The organism is Aeromonas sp. TS_SC_11 (assembly GCF_057318915.1).
The window spans coordinates 3,718,868-3,736,290 of sequence record NZ_CM170470.1 but is presented as its reverse complement, the minus strand read 5'-3'; the positions used below and the strand labels follow the sequence as shown (position 1 = coordinate 3,736,290).

Below are 17,423 nucleotides of genomic sequence, written 5' to 3'. Positions count from 1 at the left end.
TGGTGTCATGTGGTGATGTTCTTCTTCCATGTCCAACACAGCGTGACGCTGGTTGTGTCGAGGGGACCTTCATTACATAACAACAGCCGAGTCATGCTCGACATAAAGGGGATATCGGAGCGTTAAAGCCAGCACTCTCCTTGGGTTGTGTCGCGCTAGCCTGGGCTATCTCATGTGTTTCTGGCTCACTTGCCAAGACGCAAGGTATTTGCGCCCATGCCTATTGCAGCCGTTATGAAGGACTAAAAAAGCCCTCTCAGGTGCCAGGCAACCTTATGCACGTCTGGCCCAGTCGTCAGCCGCTATGAGTGACGCGCTCAAGGGACTTGGGTATTGGCACTGACTTGGTTGACGAGTGCATATAGGGGAGCAGGCGTTCGGTTTCTTTCTTCACCACCGAGTAGCATTCACAGCTTAATCGCTCGAGTTTGGGACGATCCAGCACAGTGATTTGGCCCCGACGATATTCGATGACGCCCAGTTTTTGCAGTTTCCCTGCCGCCTCGGTGACGCCTTCACGGCGAACACCCAGCATATTGGCAATCAATTCCTGAGTCATCGTCAACTGGTTGCTGGGCAATCTGTCCAGCGATAGCAACAGCCAGCGGCACAGTTGCTGATCAATGGAGTGATGGCGATTGCAAACCGCCGTTTGTGCCATCTGAGTCAACAAGGATTGAGTGTAACGCAGCATCAGATGCAACAAATCGCCGTGGACATTGAACTCGGTCTTCAACAGCTGTCCTTTCATGCGGTAGGCGTAACCTGCGCTTTGCACAATGGCACGATTAGTGGTGCTTTCTCCGCCCATAAACAGCGCGACACCGATCAATCCTTCATTACCGACGACGGCAATTTCGGCAGATGCACCGCTTTTCATCACGTACAAGAGTGAAACGATGCAGTCGAGAGGAAAATAAACATGGTGAAGCGTATCACCTGATTCATAAAGCACCATGCCTAAAGGAAAGTTCATCAGCTCAAGATGGGGATGCAATCTGCTATATGTGTCAGCTGATAGCGCAGCCAGCAGGTGATTCTGCTGGGGATGATAATTATCAGTCATACATATTCCAAATGTTAAACAAAACATTCACCAGCCTATCATATTCACAGATTGTTTACCTTCCGTATGTGCGCTATCGCACATAGAGAAATATATATACGTGATGAGGACTAAAACAAGGGCATTTTATGTGCTCTACCGTACAGACTAGCCTGATTGGCAGGATTATGATTTTGAGTGACAAGGAATATATTTACAGTCAATTTCATAGCGTAGTGACAGGGAGGTGGCGGGCTGAAAAGAGCCTCCCTGAATAGTGTTTATCCATTCACTCCTGCGTTGCCCCGTGTCTTATGTAACACCGCCAGGTAATATTTCAATTCATGGCCGGTGTCCTTTCACCAAGTATCATGTTGTCAGGTCGGATCGTGATTATTTCATCCGCCCTTTGTCATATTGAACGGGAGAGTAATAATGAGTGAACAAAAGCAAGTCATGTCAGGCGAAAGTGTTTCTGATTCGGTTGATGATACCAGCAAGAAGTTGCATGACGCTGTCGACAGTGCATCCAAGACAGTTCATCCTGCGTTGGATAATTTGAGCGAGCGCTCCCATCAAACGGTAGATAAATTAGCTGACGTTGCTATGAATGTTGCCGAATCCATTGAACAGAAAAGCGATAGTCTGCGAGAAATGAAAATGAAACTGTTCGACCAGTGTCGTACACAGATTAATGACAAGCCGCTCATGGCGCTCGGTATTGCCATCTCCACCGGATTTTTAGTGGGTTGGTTACTGAAGAAGCGTTAATGAACGCGGAACGAACCACAGAGAGTGCGCCTATTCCTGACGCAGAATTGACACCGACGGAGTCGGTGTCAATTACCAGCCTGACGACCTTGGTTTTTGGACTGCTTGGTGAACAACTGCAAGAGCGATTGCAGTTATTCAGACTGGAAGTACAACAGGCAGTGAGCAGCCTGATTGGCATGCTTGTCTGTGGTCTGGTCGGGGCTTTTTTATTAGTCAGCTTGTGGTTGATGTTGGCTGCGGCCTCACTATGTTGGTTACTCGAGCAGGGAATGGCTACGAGTAGCGCCTTATTCATCATCAGTGTGGGCAATGGACTCGCCATTGGCGGGGTCATGATACGGTATCGTCGTTATCAGCAGAATATATGTATCGATGCGGTGGCGACCAGCAATGCACCCGTGCCATCAGACGAGTCCTCAACCATGCCTGGAGCACCTTTATGAAGCTGCCTGTAGCGTGTCATACCCGCCCCCTTGTTCAAGGCTCCCGCCGGGAGAAGATTGCCATCTTGCGGCAGCGACTGCAGTCCCGTCAGTTGACGATAGTCGGGCTGTCCCATCTCATGAAGCAGGCACTGCAAACGAGGCTCACTCATCCTCTTGTGCTTTGTTCTGCTGCCTGCGCGGGTTTTGTGCTTGGTTATGAGGGACCGCAAAGGCGAGGCGCGCCAGTCACCACCGGCAGAGTGACGTCAAGTTTGGCGTCGGGCATAGATATGTTTCTGCTGGTGTCACGACTGCTTGGTCAGCCAGAACAGAAAAACAAAGACAGGTCACACCGTCAATAACACATGGCAGAATGGCCACATGTTATATTCATGCTCATGAATATATGCTTGCTTAAGCATGGTTATTATAATTCATGAGCAATCACAACCCATTATTTAGGAGAGTATATGCTATATACCCTTGCTATAGTGATGCTTCTGCTTTGGGCTGTTGGTCTGGTAACAGCCACCACCCTGGGTGGTTTCATTCATGTACTGCTTGTTATCGCGGTAGTTGTTGTTTTACTTCGTATTATCCAAGGTCGTCGAGTGCTATGACATAATCTGACGTGTGCGCTGGTGAATATACTAACGTTAACCAATTTTAGATGTCACATTATGAATATGGTGGTCAGTTAACTGGGCGTCATGTTCGTTAGCGCACAGACGACAAGATGATATAGCCGTAAATTATAATGTAGCATGCCAATCAATAAGGTACTGGCTGCTTGGCTCGACAAGCGTGAGTGTGTGGTTATCGTTATTCACAGTAACGCTATACAGAGTTCTGGCACTCACAGACACCATGTTCTAATGGAGCATACATTTCAGCCTTTAATTTGAAATGTTTAACACTAGTTGGAGTAAACATTAAATGAAAACTACAAATCGCTTTTCAATTCTGTTGGCTATCGCCGTTCTGATCACTGCGGTAGGTTGTGCATCAACTAAAAATAAAGCAGGCACAGGTGAATACTTGGATGACTCAGTGATTACCACCAAGGTTGTCACGGCTATCTTCAATGACCCGGACCTGAAATCAGCCGAGATCAATGTAGAGACCTTTAAAGGTGTCGTACAGTTGAGTGGTTTTGTTAAAGACAGCGCCAATATCAATAAAGCAGTTGTTGTCGCCAAAGGTGTCAACGGTGTCACTTCTGTCAAAAATGATCTGCGCTTGAAATAAGGCTGTGACAGTCACTATCCAAGTTGCCTAATCCAATGACTTGGCCCCAAAATATGCCCCGGGGCAGATCTTGTTATGTGATCTTCCCCAGGTCGAAAAGGGCACGCTGATCACCATGTAAATATGTCTTGGTCAGTTTGATAGCGAGGCCGAACGTTGAATTTATGCTCCTGCTCCGGGAGCATTCTTATATCTATTCATGCTGCATTTGCCCGGGATTTTTCCTGCCATCCTGTGGTGATGAAGGATGTCAGGTGGTGGCCGATTGCTTCAACGACCTATGGTGGGTCGGTCTGGTGCGCGAAGGCTTGGACTGCGTAGGACGGGTGGGCGCGCTGGGATCCTCGAGTCTGCTAGCCCGCCTCCAGTGAATGAATTTGGCGCTAATTGAATCGCGATGTCTCTTTATAGAGACACATTTGGATTTGATGTCAAGTTTGATATTTGATGATTTGCTCATTATGAGATCTGGCCACGGTCGCTTGGCTAGTCGGGTTCCGTTTCACCTGTCATATTTAAGGCGGTGGCCCAGTGCCGTGATCGGAGCAAGTTTATGCGGGTGGAACGTCAGCGTCTTATTCGTTCATTGTTTGATGAATACATAGAAATGTATTCGGCACGTGATGTTCGTCTTGTTACCCGGTTTAGTGACAATTTCAGTGGCTATGCAGGCAGTAGTGACCAGCTTGTCACCGATCGGGAAGAGTGGATACGGGTCACTCGCAAAGATTTCGCACAAATCCCCGAGCGGATCCATATCGAAATGCTGGATCTGTCATTGCAAGATTTGGCAGAGGATGTGGTCGTCGCGACCGGTTTTTTCCACATTCACCTGCCCATACCTGACCATATCTTGTCGCGGGAGACGGCCAGATTGGTGTTGATCTTCCGCCACGAAGAGGGCGAGTGGAAAATCGCCCATAGCGGGATCTCGCTTCCCTACGGGTTGGCGCAGGATACCGAAGTCTATCCCGTGGCGCGCTTGTGCGAGCGCAACCTCGAACTGGAACGCATCATTGAGATCCGCACTCATGAGTTGGCCGAAGCCAACCGGCAGTTGGAAATCCTGAGTAACACAGATGCCCTGACCAACATAGGCAATCGACGCCTGTTCGATCACATCCTGCTGCAGGAGTGGAACCGCGGGTTGCGCAGCGGCATGCCACTGGCCTTGATCATGCTCGACATCGATCACTTCAAGCAGTTCAACGATCACTATGGTCATCTGGCCGGGGACAGTTGTCTGCGGGCGCTGGCCCAGGCGTTGTCACAGTCCGGGCGCAGGGCAGGGGAGCTGGTGGCCCGCTACGGCGGTGAGGAGTTTGTCATCCTGTTGCCCAACATGAACATGCAGGCGGCGTTTGCCACGGCGCAGCATCTTCACCGTCTCATCCTGACACTCGCCTTGCCACGGGCTGACTCGCCGCTGGGGATAGTGACCGTCAGTTTCGGGGTGGCCAGTTTGCAGCCCTCCACCACCCAATCAGCCATTGAACTGGTGCAACAGGCGGATGCCGCCCTCTATCACGCCAAATTGGCTGGCCGCAATTGCATCGCACTGAGCGAGTAACAAAGCGATACGTTCTCACTCCACGCCATTATCTGGGGGCACTCTCGATGGAGGCCTGCTGCTTGAAAAGCCCGGGTTTGCTGGTTTTTCGATTTTCCGAAAATACGATCAGCATGCGCTGCAGGGCGATGAAGCAAAACAGCAGCAGGCCTATGATGATCTTGGTCCACCAGGAGCTGAGGGTGCCGTCGAAGTTGATATAGGTCTGGATCAATCCCTGGATCAAGACGCCAAATAGCGAGCCAAAGACGGTGCCTACGCCACCACTGAGCAAGGTGCCGCCAATCACCACTGCGGCGATGGCATCGAGCTCCACCCCAACGGCGGCGAGCGGATAGCCCGCCGAGGTATAGAGCGCAAATACGATGCCCGCTAGGGTCGCCAGTGTGGTGGAAAGTAGATAGATGCGGATAGTGGTCTGGCGCACCGAGATCCCCATCAAGGCTGCCGAGGTGGCATTGCCGCCGATGGCATAGACGTTGTTGCCAAAGCGGGTTCGATTGGCGAGCAGCATGCCAAGTAACACCACCGCCAGCATGATCAGGGCCAGCAGGCTCAAGCGCCCACCGCCCGCCATCTTCCATGACAGACTCGACAGGTAGGTAAAGGTCGGATGATCGATGGGCAGGGATTGTTCCGAGATGAGGAAGCTTGCCCCCCGCAGAAAGAACATGCCCGCCAGCGTGATGATAAAGGCCGGGATCTTCAGGGTATCGATCAGCCAGCCCATGAGGGCACCAAAACTGGCTCCCAGCATCATGACCAGGGGGATGGCCAGATAGGGGCTTACCCCCAGATCGCCAATCAACTTGGCGAGCAAGACCCCGGTAAAGGCGATCACGGCGCCCACCGACAGATCGATGCCGCCAGAGAGGATCACGAAGGTCATGCCCACGGCCACTATGCCAAGAAAGGCATTGTCCGTCAGTATGTTGCAAATGATGCGGGTAGATAAAAAGGCGGGAAAGGAGGCAAGGCACACCAGATACCCGACCAGAAACACCATGATGGTCACCATCAAGGGAAGATTGCGTTTAAACATGGCGGGTTCCCCGGGAAAACAGGTGATTGAGTGCAGGGGATTGCATGACGAGCACCGCCAGCACCACCATGGCCTTGACGATTTGATTCCACTGAGGCTGATAGCCGGAGAGCAGAATGCCGGTGTTCACCCCTTGAATGATCAGTATGCTGACCAGGGAGAGTGCGAGGTTGAAGCGTCCTCCCATCAGCGAGGTTCCCCCTATCACCACCGCCAGAATGGCATCCATCTCCAGCCAGAGGCCGGCGTTGTTGGCATCCGCCCCCCTGATGTCGGCCGCCACTATCATGCCGGCGACGGCAGCCAGCATGCCACTCAGCAGATAGGTGGTGATCACCACCATGGGAGTATTGAGGCCGGCATTGTTGGCCGCCTTGATGTTGATCCCCACGGCTTCGATGAAGAGCCCGAGCGCGGTGCGCTTGGTCAACAACCAGATGAGCAGCGCCGCCCCCAGGGTGATGATGACAGGGGTAGGAAGATAAAAAAGTGACCCGCTGCCGAGCCAGGCCAGGGCCTCGTTGTTGAAGGTGATGATCTGCCCCTGCGTGATGAGCTGGGCGATACCGCGGCCCGCCACCATCAGGATCAGGGTTGCCACTATGGGCTGGATCTTGAAGACGGCGACCAGCACGCCATTCCACAAGCCGCATAGGAGCCCGACCCCGAGCACGGAGCACAGAATGACGGGAATGCTGTGGTCGCCGGTAGCCATGCTTGCCATGGTTGCGCCGCTGATCGCCATCACGGCACCCACCGACAGGTCGATGCCGCCAGTGGCAATCACCAGTGTCATGCCAAGGGAGAGCAGGGCCACAGGGGCGCAGCGGTTGAGAATGTCGATCAGGCTGCCGAACAGGCGGCCATCCTGAATATGGATGGCGAAAAAATTGTCGGCGACCAGGGCGTTGATGAGCAGCACGCAGAGCAAGGCCACGCATTGCGCCGTGCCTGTGGGCAAATACCGGCTGGCCTGCGCTCGCCGGATGGGGATGGGTAGTATGGATGACGTCATATCAGGCCTCACATGGCAATGGCGTTCATGATGGCAGGGACAGACAGCGCATCGGTTGCCAGCTCTGCCACCTGTTTTCTGTCTCGCAATACGATCACCCGATCGGCATAACTCACCAGCTCCTCCAGCTCCGATGAGATGACCAGCAGCGCCAGGCCATTGGCACAGAGTGATTCGATCAGGCGGATGATCTCGGCATGGGCCCCCACATCTATGCCCCGGGTGGGTTCGTCCAGGATCAGGAACTGCGGTTTGGTCAGTAGCCAGCGGGCCAGCAGCACCTTCTGCTGGTTGCCCCCTGACAAGAACTGGATCGGCTGCTCCGGACCCGGGGTCTTGATCGCCAGCTGTTCAATGAAGCGCGCCGTGATCTCGTCCTGCTCCTTGCGTGACAGGGGATGCAGCCAGCCCCGCTGGGCTTGCAGGGCCAGCACCATGTTCTCTCGCACCGAGGCCGAGGCGATGATGCCGGCGTTCTTGCGATCCTCCGGGCAAAAGCCAAAGCCGTTGGCGGCGGCCTGGCGAGCGGAGCGGATTGAGGTGACCTTGCCGCGCACCCGGCATTCGCCACTGTCGCTGGACTGAATGCCAAACATCAGCTCGGCGGTTTCGGTACGACCCGACCCCAGCAAGCCAGCCAGACCGACTATCTCCCCCGGCATGACGTCCAGGCTGAAAGGGGCTATCACCCCTTTCTTGCCATAGTGTTTGAATGACACTGTGGGGTGGTTGCTGCGCAGGGTTTTGCCCGCCCGCTGGAGCGCATTCTCGGCCAGCTCGCGCCCCAGCATCATCTTGACCAAGTCCAGCTGCGGCAGTGTGGCGGTTTCACGGGTGCCGACCAGCTCGCCATTGCGCAGCACAGTGATGCGATCGCTGATGTCGTAGACCTGGTCGAGAAAATGGGTGATGAAAATCAGGCTGACGCCCTTGTCTCTCAAGCTGCGCATGATGGAAAACAGCATCTGCACTTCGCTGGTATCCAGGCTCGCCGTCGGTTCATCCAGGATCAGGATCTTCGCTGACAACGAGATGGCCCTGGCGATGGCGACAATCTGCTGCATGGCGACCGAGTAGTGTCCCAGTGGCAGCGAGACGTCCATTTCGAAACCGTGGCTGGCCATGATGGCGCTGGCTTGCCGTGACATGCTGGCCCGATCGATGAGGCCAAACCGACGGGGTTCATGGCCGATGAACAGATTGTCGGTCACCGACATATTGGGGAGCAGGTTGACCTCCTGATAGACGGTGCCAATCCCCAAGCGCTGGGCGTGGGCCGTGTCCGTGGGGGCTATCAGGGCGCCATCCAGCTCGATGCGACCCGCATCACCTTGATAAACCCCGGTGAGGGTTTTTACCAGGGTGGATTTGCCCGCCCCATTTTCGCCGAGCAACGCCATTATCTCTCCCAGACGCAGTGAGAAATCCACTTGGTGCAGCGCGCGAACCCCGGGAAATGTCTTGCAGATCCCGGTGGCATTTAATACGAGTTCATGATGGTTATCTGGCATGAAAATAGGCACTCCGGTATAGCCGGCCATATAAGAGGTTGTACTTATATGGCCGGCTATTAAAAGGACTGGCTCACGACGGGCGTGACTTAGTAACCCATGCTCTTTTTCATGTCGAGCTGGGCCTGTGCACTGTCAGGCTGGAACAGAATCGACGCTGTCTTGATGTGTTTGGGGGGCAGGCTGCCATCTTTTTTATAAGCCAGCAGCGCGTCAAAGGCGGGGCCTGCCATATTAGGTGTCAATTCCACAGAGGCATTGGCTTCACCGGCGATCATCGCCTTGAATATATCCGGCACGCCATCAATTGAAATGATTTTGATGTCTTTACCCGGTTTCAGTCCGGCCTCTTTAATCGCCTGAATGGCACCGATGGCCATGTCGTCGTTATGGGCATAGACGGCGCAAATATTCTTGCCATTATTCTCGGCCTTGATAAAGCTCTCCATGACCTCTTTGCCCTTGCTGCGAGTAAAGTCGCCGGATTGGGTCCGGATGATCTTGATGGTGGGTACGTTGGCCACGGTATCGAGGAAGCCTTTTTTGCGATCCAGCGCCACGCTGGCGCCAACAGTGCCTTGTAACTCGACGACATTGCAGGCTTTTCCATCGAGTTGTCTGACCAGCCAGTCTGCAGCCACAGCCCCTTCATGCACGCTGTCTGCGGCGACGCCCGTCATGAAGAGCGAGTCATCTTTCACGGTAATATTGCGATCCAGCAGGAAGACGGGAATATCCGCCTCTTTGGCTTCTTGCAGCACGGGTTCCCAACCAGTCTGGACGACGGGGGCAATAAAGATGGCATCCACACCCTGGGCGATGAATGAGCGAATGGCCTTGATCTGGTTCTCCTGTTTTTGCTGGGCATCTGCAATTTTCAGTGTGATGCCACGTTTCTCTGCTTCTGTCTTGGCCACCGAGGTTTCAGCTGCCCGCCAGCCAGACTCGGAACCAATTTGAGAGAACCCCACCGTCATGTCGGCAGAATAAACAGTACCCGAGAGCAAGACTGCACTGATAATTCCCGCCAGCTTCATCTTTTTATACATATGACACTCCTTTGTGATGCGTTTCTAAATAAACAGGGCCGAGCCAAATTGTTTATTGTGCCAACCAAGAGTAGAGGCTTCTTTTTTTAGCGGCGGGAGCTGGTTCACAGAAAATTTTTGGCAGCATAATTCTTCATACAAATAGCAGGTAAGTTCATATATTCAGCAGGGGAGCTGTTGATTTATTTATCTATTTATTTCGATCCCTGACCATTGTGTCCAGAGCCGGCGGATGAGGGGCCGTCAACAGCCGTACTGTCAGTATCGCAGGCGCAGGACTAGTACGGCTCTGACTTCAGCTCGCTCATGGGGGAGACCACCTGCCAGAAGGTGTCGATGAGCGGGCCCTTGCTGTGGGGCGGGCGGATAAGGCCTATGGTCCAGCTCGCTTCGCGCTCGGTGAGAGGCAGGGTGAGCACATCCGGGTGCTCTATGGTGGTGGAGGAGGGCACCAGGGTCCAGGCGATGCCGGCAGCTGCGGTGGCCACCCCGGCTGCGAAGTCGTTCACATACTGGATATCGCGAAACCGCAATCCGCTCTGGGCCAGGTAGTTCATCAGGTGATCGTAAAACGAGGGCGCCTTGTCCCGGCGCAGGATTGCCAGCGGTTTGTCCACCAGATCCGCCAGCTCGCTCATGCCGCTGTAACTGGCGGGCAGCACGGCGACAAAGTGGGCCTGCACCACGGGCAGGCAGTGCCACCCCTTGGGGGCGGGCAGGCGGCAGAAACCGAGATCCAGTCGCCCTTCGCTCAGGGCCAGCAGCTGGTGATGGGTGGAGAGATCATTGAGCTCTATGGTCACCTGCGGCCGCTCGGCGCGAAAGCGGGCGATGGCGGCGGGCACCAGTATCTTGGTGGCAACGCCAAAGCCGATGCGCAGGGTGCCGCTATTGCCTGCCAGCACATCGCGGGCAGTGCGGCCGAGTTGCTCGCTGGAGGCCACCAGGGCGCTGGCATCTGCATAGAGCGCCCGCCCCAGCACTGTGAGCCGGGTTGTACTGGCATTGCGCTCGAACAGCTCGCCGCCAAGCTCCTCCTCCAGCCGTTTTATCTGCTTGCTCAGGGCCGACTGGGTGACATGCTGGCGCACCGCTGCCTGACCGAAGTGCAGCACTTCCCCCAGGGTAACGAAGGCTTTCAGATCTCTCAGCTCCATCCTGACTCCTTTCATTCCTGTCAGGAATGTTGAGTGGTTAAATTTGTCATTGGACGGAATTTTAGAACTGTTCGATGCTTATGCCAATTCATTTGGGGCGCAGTCAATCGCAGTCAATACAGAGCGCCGGTTCATTCGAGATGGCCTGCACCATCATCGCAGCAGGAGAAAAGCCAGATGCATCACCACAAGTTCAACGATTTCCCCAAGGATTTCCTGTGGGGCGCCGCCTCTGCCGCCTATCAGGTAGAAGGGGCCTGGAACACGGATGGCAAAGGGCCCTCTGTGTGGGACCTCTTCACCAAGTTGCCGGGCAAGACCTTTGAGGGGAGCAACGGTGACGTGGCCGTCGATCACTACCATCGCATCGAAGAGGACGTGGCACTGATGGCCGAAATGGGGCTCAAGGCCTACCGCTTCTCGGTGAGCTGGCCGCGCATCTACCCGACCGGCCGGGGTGAGGTGAACGAGGCGGGTCTGGCATTTTACGAGAAGTTGATCGATACCCTGCTGGCCCACCAGATAGAGCCTGTGCTGACCCTCTATCACTGGGACTTGCCCCAGGCGCTGCAGGATGAATACGGCGGCTGGGAAGACAGACGCGTCATCGAGGATTTCGAACGCTACTGCGTGACCCTGTATCAACGCTTTGCGGGCAAGGTGAAGTACTGGGTGTCCCTCAACGAGCAGAACTACAACCTGACCAATGCCTACCAGCTCGGCACCCATCCGCCTGCCGTGCAGGACAGAAAGCGCTTCTTCGCCGCCAACCACATCGCTTTTCTGGCCAATGCCAAGGTGATCAAGGCGTTTCGTCAGCACGTGCCAAACGGCCTGATCGGCCCGAGCTTTGCCTACTCGCCCGCCTATCCGGCGTCGTGCGATCCCAAAGACATGCTGGCGTTTGAAAATGCCGAGGAGTTCACCAACTACTGGTGGCTGGATGCTTACTGCTTTGGCCGCTACCCCCAGGCGGCGCTGGCTTACTTGCGGGAAAACGGCGAGGCGCCACAGATACTGCCAGGGGATCTGGAGCTGCTGCGGGAAGGCACACCGGATTACATCGGGGTCAACTACTACTACACCCTGACCTATACCGACAACCCCCTCGGCGGCCAGACCTTGCAGCGCATCAATACCACGGGGCAGAAGGGCACCACCCCCTCGAGCGGCATTCCGGGCCTCTACAAGACGGCGCCCAATCCGCATCTTGAGACCAGCAACTGGGACTGGGCCATAGACCCGACCGGGATGCGCATCGCCCTGCGCCGCCTCTCGTCCCGCTACGGGCTGCCGCTGATGATCACCGAGAACGGGCTGGGGGAGTTTGACCAGCTGGAAGCGGATGACAGCGTGCACGATGCCTATCGCATCGCCTACCTCAAGTGCCATCTCATTGCCTGTCAGCAGGCGCTGCAGGACGGGGTTGAGCTGATTGGTTACTGCGCCTGGTCGTTCACCGACATCTTGAGCTGGCTCAATGGCTACCAGAAGCGTTACGGCTTCGTCTATATCGACAGGGATGAGCAGCACGTCAATTCCTTGCGCCGCATCAAGAAAGACAGCTTCTACTGGTATCAGTCAGTCATCTGTTCGGGTGGCAAGGCGCTTTGACGCATCCCCTGGTCTTGTCATACGAAAAGGCCCTGCCGTGAGGCAGGGCCTTTTGCATAGCCGTTTTCCCGCCCAGTGATGGGATGGTTCGCTAGATGAACATGCCCCCCGAGGCTTCGATGCGCTGGGCATTGACCCAGCGATTGTCATCCGAGAGCAGGGCCGCTATCACGCCGCCTATGTCGTCCGGCTGGCCGACTCGCCCGAGCGCGGTCTGGCTGGCGATGAAGTCGTTGACCGCCTGGTTGTCCCGCACCACACCCCCGCCAAAATCAGTCTCGATGGCACCGGGTGCCACCACGTTGACGGCGATCCCGCGCGGGCCCAGCTCCTTGGCCAGATAGCGGGTCAGCACCTCGATTCCCCCCTTCATGGCTGCATAGGCGGCGTAACCGGGCAGCGCGAAACGGGTGAGGCCGGTCGAGAGGTTGATGATGCGCCCGCCATCGCGGATCAGGGGCAACAGCTGCTGGGTCAGGAAGAAGGTCCCCTTGAGGTGAATGTTCATGAGGGTATCGAACTGCTGCTCCGTAGTTTGCTCGAAGCTGGCGTGGATGCCGATGCCGGCATTGTTGACCAGAAAGTCGAACCGTTCGCGTTGCCACTCTCGCTGCAGCAATTGGTGCACCTCAGCCGCGAAGGCGGCAAAGGAGGCGCTGTCGGCCACATCGAGCGGCAGAGCATGCGCCTTCACGCCGAGCGCATTGGCCTGCGCCACCACGGCAGCCGCCTCTTCGGCCTGGCTGCGGTAGGTGATGATGAGGTCGACGCCTTTGGCGGCGAGGGCAAGAGCCGAGTGTTTGCCGAGGCCACGGCTGGCGCCTGTGATGAGGGCGATGGAACGGGTCATGGTACGACTCCTGTCAATGAGGTGGGTGCGGGCTCGAGACGAGCCGGTAGTGCCACTCTATTGGTGCTTACATTATGGATAAAGAGGGTAATAATAGATGCACTGTTCCGTTTGAAGTGACAATGACGCCATGGATCAACTGGATGCGATGAGAATGTTTATGCGGGTGGCCGAGCTTGAGAGCTTCACCCGCAGCGCCGAGCAGATGAGCATGCCCAAGGCGACGCTCTCCGCGGCCATTCGACGGCTGGAGGAGCAGCTGGGAGCCCGCTTGCTTCATCGCACCACCAGGCGGGTGCAACTGACCACGGATGGCCAGCTCTGCTACACCCGCTGTCAGGCGTTGCTGGCCGACATGGAGGAGTTCAATGGGCTGTTTCGGCCGCATGGGCAACTCAGCGGCCAGCTGCGGGTGGACATGCCGAGCCGGATGGCGCGTCATCTGGTCATACCGGCACTGCCCGCCTTTCTGGCGGCCCACCCTGACTTGCAACTGATGCTGAGCAGCACGGATCGGCGTGTCGATCTGGTGCGCGAAGGCTTTGACTGTGTAGTGCGGGTGGGGGAGCTGGAGTCTTCCAGCCTGGTAGCCCGCCCCCTGGGCCACTACCGCCAGATCAACTGCGCCAGCGCCACCTATCTGGCCCGTTACGGGGTGCCGCAGACCCTGGCGGATCTGGCGGGGCACCGACTGGTCCACTATGGCACCGTGCCGGGGGACAGGGAGGCCGGGTTCGAGTACTTGCAGGCCGATGGCTCCCGCGCCGTGCTGGCGATGGCCGGCGCCCTCACTGTGAACGACAGCGAAACCTATCTGGCCGCGGCGCTGGCGGGGCTCGGGATCATCCAGATGCCGCGAGTCGGGGTAGAGGCACTGCTCGCCAGTGGGGAACTGGTCATGGTGTTGCCCCAGTGGCAGGCGCCTCCTTTGCCCATTCATGCCCTCTATGCCCATCGTCGTCAGCTCTCGCCCAGGGTGCAGGCCTTCATTCACTGGCTGGGCGGCGTGCTGGATATGGCGCTCGCCAGTGAGCCTGCCCCGGCATTGTCGAGCGGCCAGTGACGGGGCGCCTCCCTCTGTCATGCACGACATCGGTGGTCAGATGCTCCGGTCGGGCTCTCTATAGTGGTCATCGAAAGTGATCATCGAAGATCCCGGTTTGGCGCGGGCGGGGCAGATAGGCATAATGGCGCTCTCACAGAGCAGAGGAGATCTCATGAAATATATCGGAGCCCACGTCAGTGCCGCCGGCGGGGTGGAGAACACCATAGCCCGCGCCCAGGCCATCGGTGCCAACGCCTTCGCCCTGTTTACCAAGAACCAGCGCCAGTGGCAGGCGGCGCCGCTGTCCGAGGCCAGTATCCGAGCCTTCAAACTGGCGTGCGAGAAAGCCGGTTTTCGCCCGGAGCAGATCCTGCCCCACGACAGTTACCTCATCAATCTGGGCCATCCCGATCCCGACGGCCTGGCCAAGTCTCGCGATGCGTTTCTCGATGAGATAAAGCGCTGCGAGCAGCTGGGACTTTGCTACCTGAACTTCCACCCCGGCAGCCATTTGAAGCAGATCCCGGAAGCGGCCAGCCTGAAACTGGTGAGCGAATCCATCAACTGGGCGCTGGAGCGCAGCCAGGGGGTGACGGCCGTGATAGAGAACACAGCCGGGCAGGGCACTAACCTCGGCTGGTCGTTTGAACACCTTGCCACCCTCATCGACGGGGTGGAGGACAAGAGTCGGGTCGGTATCTGCTTCGATACCTGCCACGCCTTCGCCGCCGGTTACGACTTGCGCACCCCCGAGTCCTGCGCTCAGGTGTTTGCCGATTTCGATCGGATCGTCGGCTTCCAGTATCTCAAGGGAATGCACATCAACGGCGCCAAGTGCACCTTCGGCAGCCGGGTCGATCGCCACCACAGCTTGCGTGAAGGCAATCTGGGGGAGGTGGTATTCCACCACATCATGAATGACGAGCGTTTCGACGGCATTCCGCTGATCCTGGAGACCATCGACGAGACGATCTGGGGCGACGAGATCAGTTGGCTGCGCAGTCTGGCAAAGGCGTAAAGCGCCGCGGCCACCGCATAAGGAGCAATGATGATGCAAGAAGATCCACACGCGCGGCCACTGCGCTGGGGCATTGCCGGGGCGGGGGCCATTGCCCGTCGCTTTTGCAAGGACGTGAATGAGCACGCGAGCTTGGGGCAGGTGGTGGCGATCGCCGCCCGTGATCAGACGCGGGCCCGGGACTTTGCCGAGGAGCAGGGATTGCCCCTTGCCTATGGCAGCTACCAGGCGCTGGCGGCAAGCACCGAGGTGGAGGCCGTCTATGTGGCGGTGATCCACCCGGAGCACGCCGACCTGATCAAACAGATGTTGCTGGCGGGCAAGCACGTGCTGGTGGAAAAGCCGGCGGTGACTCAAGTAGCAGATTGGGATGCGCTGGTGCAGCTCGCCCAGGCCCGTGGCCTGCTGCTGATGGAGGCCATGAAGGTGATGTGCTTCCCTGCCATGCGCGAATTGCTGCGGCGACTCGGCGCCTTGCCTGCCCCCGATCGGCTGCAGGCGGCCTTCGGCTCGGTGCAGGAGAGATCCGGCAAACTGTTTGATCCCGCCTTGGCCGGAGGCGCTGCCTGGGATGTGGGTGTCTATCCGCTCTGGCTCTACGCTGCCATCTGTCACCAGCTGGGGCTGGCTGCGGGTGAGCCGCAGGTCGCTCTTTCCCGCCAGACGGGCGAGGTGGACGAGGCCGCCAGCTTCCGCTTTGCCGGCACCCTCGCGGCCGAGCTGGATGCCTCCATCGTCCAGGATCTCGACAAGGCGGCGTATCTGGGCGGCGAGGGTTGGGCCCTGCAACTGGTCGGCAAGTGGTGGAACCCCCAGCAGGTACGCTGGGTCACGGGGGATCCCTTGCCTGCCTGGCCGGGAGACATAGAGGCGCAGGTAGCGGGCGGTGGCATGCAGCACGAGGCGGATCATTTCGCCGCCTGTGTCAGGCAGGGATTGAGGGATTCCCCCTGGGTGCCGCAGGCCCTGACCAGACAAGTGCTGGGGTGGGTCGAGCGTGGTTTGCAACCCGCACCCTGATAACGGAGAGAAAGAGAGGGCGCCTGGGCGCCCTCTCTTTTTTTGTCTGCGCAAGGGTAAGCCAGATGATCGGGCGCGATCATCTTATTGTGCTTTTGCCCGTGTGGTTATGTCCGCCAGGGGTTGAGGCAGGGCCCCCTCTTGCGCGCGGCAAAACTGCAGAAAGCGGCGCAGGGTGGCGGAGTGGTATTTCTGCCGGTGCCAGATGAGGGAGAGCTGGCGGGGAAAATGCCGGGCAAGTGAGAAGGCCACCAAACGACCTGCCTGCAACCGATCCGACACCGCCAGGCGGGAGATGAAGGAGATCCCCAGCCCCTTTTCAACCGCCAGCATCACGGCCTCCAGGGTGTTGAGCTCAAGCCCTGCCTGCCAGCGAGGCAGCCCAGGCTGGATCTGTTGCTCGAATTGCTCGCGGCTGCCTGACTGTGGCTCGCGCAGCACCCAGGTTTCATCGCTCAACTGGCTGAGCGACAGGCGACTGCGCCGGGCGAGGGGATGATCGGGATGAGCCACGATCAGCATCTCGTCATTGAGCCAGGGTTCACTCACCAGATCAGCATGGTGGTTCTGCCCCTCTATCAAGGCCAGATCCAGCTCGAAGTTGGCCAGCAGATGGCACAGCTGGTGAGTGTTGGTGATGGTGACCCTGGGTGGCAACCCCAGCTCCTGTTTGCTGCTGGCCAGCAGGGTGGGGAGCAGGTAGTTGCCTATGGTCTGGCTCGCTCCCAGGCGCAGCTGGCCGCTTGGCTCTGCATCCGGGCTGAACAGGGTTTCAATATCCTGCATCCGGGTCAGCAGCTCTTCGGCGGCCGGTTGCAGCAAGCGTCCCTCGTTGTTGAGCTGCAATCTGGGGTGAATGCGGTCAAACAAGGGGGTGGCGAGCTGGCGCTCCAGCTCCTGCAACGACTGGGACACGGCGCCCTTGCTCAGGCAGAGCTCGTTGGCGGCCAGTCCCAGATTGCCGTAGCGGGCTATGGTGGCGAAGACCTTGAGTTGTTGCAGGGTCAGTTTCATGTTTGGTTTACCCGAACAATTGATTC

At 57.3% G+C, this 17,423-nt stretch carries 17 protein-coding genes; 9 read left to right on the top strand and 8 right to left on the bottom strand.

Annotation, left to right across the window (positions count from 1 at the left end; genetic code table 11):
• Positions 1–295: 295 nt before the first annotated feature.
• A complete protein-coding gene (locus AC1P02_RS17415) occupies positions 296–1,066 on the bottom strand; it encodes a Crp/Fnr family transcriptional regulator (protein ID WP_113720234.1) in 771 nt (256 codons plus the stop codon).
• A 414-nt stretch (positions 1,067–1,480) separates the two neighbouring features.
• On the opposite strand from AC1P02_RS17415, the gene AC1P02_RS17410 reads away from it, so the two are divergent.
• The 5 genes from AC1P02_RS17410 to AC1P02_RS17390 all read left to right on the top strand — a co-directional run bounded on the left by AC1P02_RS17410 (position 1,481) and on the right by AC1P02_RS17390 (position 5,062).
• A complete protein-coding gene (locus AC1P02_RS17410; RefSeq protein WP_404294818.1) occupies positions 1,481–1,816 on the top strand; it encodes an ElaB/YgaM/YqjD family protein in 336 nt (111 codons plus the stop codon).
• The gene (locus tag AC1P02_RS17405) at positions 1,816–2,262 is read left to right on the top strand and encodes a hypothetical protein (protein ID WP_404294816.1); all 447 of its coding nucleotides are present in this window, start codon (positions 1,816–1,818) and stop codon (positions 2,260–2,262) included. The genes AC1P02_RS17410 and AC1P02_RS17405 overlap by 1 nt, the downstream gene beginning before the upstream one ends.
• Before the next feature lie 452 nt (positions 2,263–2,714).
• Entirely contained in the window at positions 2,715–2,864 is a 150-nt protein-coding gene (locus tag AC1P02_RS17400; RefSeq protein ID WP_111906204.1) for a lmo0937 family membrane protein, read from the top strand.
• Positions 2,865–3,180: 316 nt separating this feature from the next.
• Positions 3,181–3,492: a BON domain-containing protein gene (locus tag AC1P02_RS17395; RefSeq protein WP_234592660.1), complete on the top strand. Its 312-nt coding sequence runs from the start codon at positions 3,181–3,183 to the stop codon at positions 3,490–3,492.
• A 607-nt stretch (positions 3,493–4,099) separates the two neighbouring features.
• A complete protein-coding gene (locus AC1P02_RS17390; protein ID WP_234592659.1) occupies positions 4,100–5,062 on the top strand; it encodes a diguanylate cyclase domain-containing protein in 963 nt (320 codons plus the stop codon).
• A gap of 28 nt (positions 5,063–5,090) precedes the next feature.
• Here the strand turns inward: AC1P02_RS17390 and yjfF are convergent, their stop codons facing one another.
• From yjfF to AC1P02_RS17365, 5 genes are all read right to left on the bottom strand, one after another.
• Positions 5,091–6,104 (bottom strand): galactofuranose ABC transporter, permease protein YjfF, encoded by a 1,014-nt coding sequence (gene yjfF / locus AC1P02_RS17385; protein WP_485182758.1) that lies wholly within the window; start codon positions 6,102–6,104, stop codon positions 5,091–5,093.
• Entirely contained in the window at positions 6,097–7,119 is a 1,023-nt protein-coding gene (gene ytfT / locus AC1P02_RS17380) for a galactofuranose ABC transporter, ATP-binding protein YtfT (RefSeq protein WP_485182757.1), read from the bottom strand. The genes yjfF and ytfT overlap by 8 nt, the downstream gene beginning before the upstream one ends.
• Positions 7,120–7,127: 8 nt before the next feature.
• Entirely contained in the window at positions 7,128–8,519 is a 1,392-nt protein-coding gene (locus AC1P02_RS17375) for a sugar ABC transporter ATP-binding protein (protein WP_485182756.1), read from the bottom strand.
• Positions 8,520–8,719: 200 nt separating this feature from the next.
• Entirely contained in the window at positions 8,720–9,679 is a 960-nt protein-coding gene (gene ytfQ / locus AC1P02_RS17370) for a galactofuranose ABC transporter, galactofuranose-binding protein YtfQ (protein ID WP_059114209.1), read from the bottom strand.
• Positions 9,680–9,957: 278 nt separating this feature from the next.
• Complete coding sequence (locus AC1P02_RS17365; RefSeq protein ID WP_485182755.1) at positions 9,958–10,836, bottom strand: LysR family transcriptional regulator; 879 nt, start codon at positions 10,834–10,836, stop codon at positions 9,958–9,960.
• Positions 10,837–11,013: 177 nt separating this feature from the next.
• Between AC1P02_RS17365 and AC1P02_RS17360 the strand changes: the two genes are divergently transcribed.
• Positions 11,014–12,450: a glycoside hydrolase family 1 protein gene (locus AC1P02_RS17360; RefSeq protein ID WP_485182754.1), complete on the top strand. Its 1,437-nt coding sequence runs from the start codon at positions 11,014–11,016 to the stop codon at positions 12,448–12,450.
• A 91-nt stretch (positions 12,451–12,541) separates the two neighbouring features.
• On the opposite strand, the gene AC1P02_RS17355 is transcribed toward AC1P02_RS17360, so the two are convergent.
• Entirely contained in the window at positions 12,542–13,300 is a 759-nt protein-coding gene (locus AC1P02_RS17355) for an SDR family NAD(P)-dependent oxidoreductase (protein WP_265462144.1), read from the bottom strand.
• 130 nt (positions 13,301–13,430) lie between these two features.
• On the opposite strand from AC1P02_RS17355, the gene AC1P02_RS17350 reads away from it, so the two are divergent.
• The 3 genes from AC1P02_RS17350 (at position 13,431) to AC1P02_RS17340 (ending at position 16,383) form a co-directional block, all read left to right on the top strand.
• The gene (locus AC1P02_RS17350) at positions 13,431–14,363 is read left to right on the top strand and encodes a LysR family transcriptional regulator (RefSeq protein ID WP_485182753.1); all 933 of its coding nucleotides are present in this window, start codon (positions 13,431–13,433) and stop codon (positions 14,361–14,363) included.
• 154 nt (positions 14,364–14,517) lie between these two features.
• Positions 14,518–15,363: a deoxyribonuclease IV gene (gene nfo, locus AC1P02_RS17345; RefSeq protein ID WP_485182752.1), complete on the top strand. Its 846-nt coding sequence runs from the start codon at positions 14,518–14,520 to the stop codon at positions 15,361–15,363.
• 27 nt (positions 15,364–15,390) lie between these two features.
• Positions 15,391–16,383: a Gfo/Idh/MocA family protein gene (locus AC1P02_RS17340; RefSeq protein ID WP_485182751.1), complete on the top strand. Its 993-nt coding sequence runs from the start codon at positions 15,391–15,393 to the stop codon at positions 16,381–16,383.
• Between the two features lie 84 nt (positions 16,384–16,467).
• On the opposite strand, the gene AC1P02_RS17335 is transcribed toward AC1P02_RS17340, so the two are convergent.
• Positions 16,468–17,397: a LysR substrate-binding domain-containing protein gene (locus AC1P02_RS17335; protein ID WP_408133503.1), complete on the bottom strand. Its 930-nt coding sequence runs from the start codon at positions 17,395–17,397 to the stop codon at positions 16,468–16,470.
• Positions 17,398–17,423 lie beyond the last annotated feature (26 nt).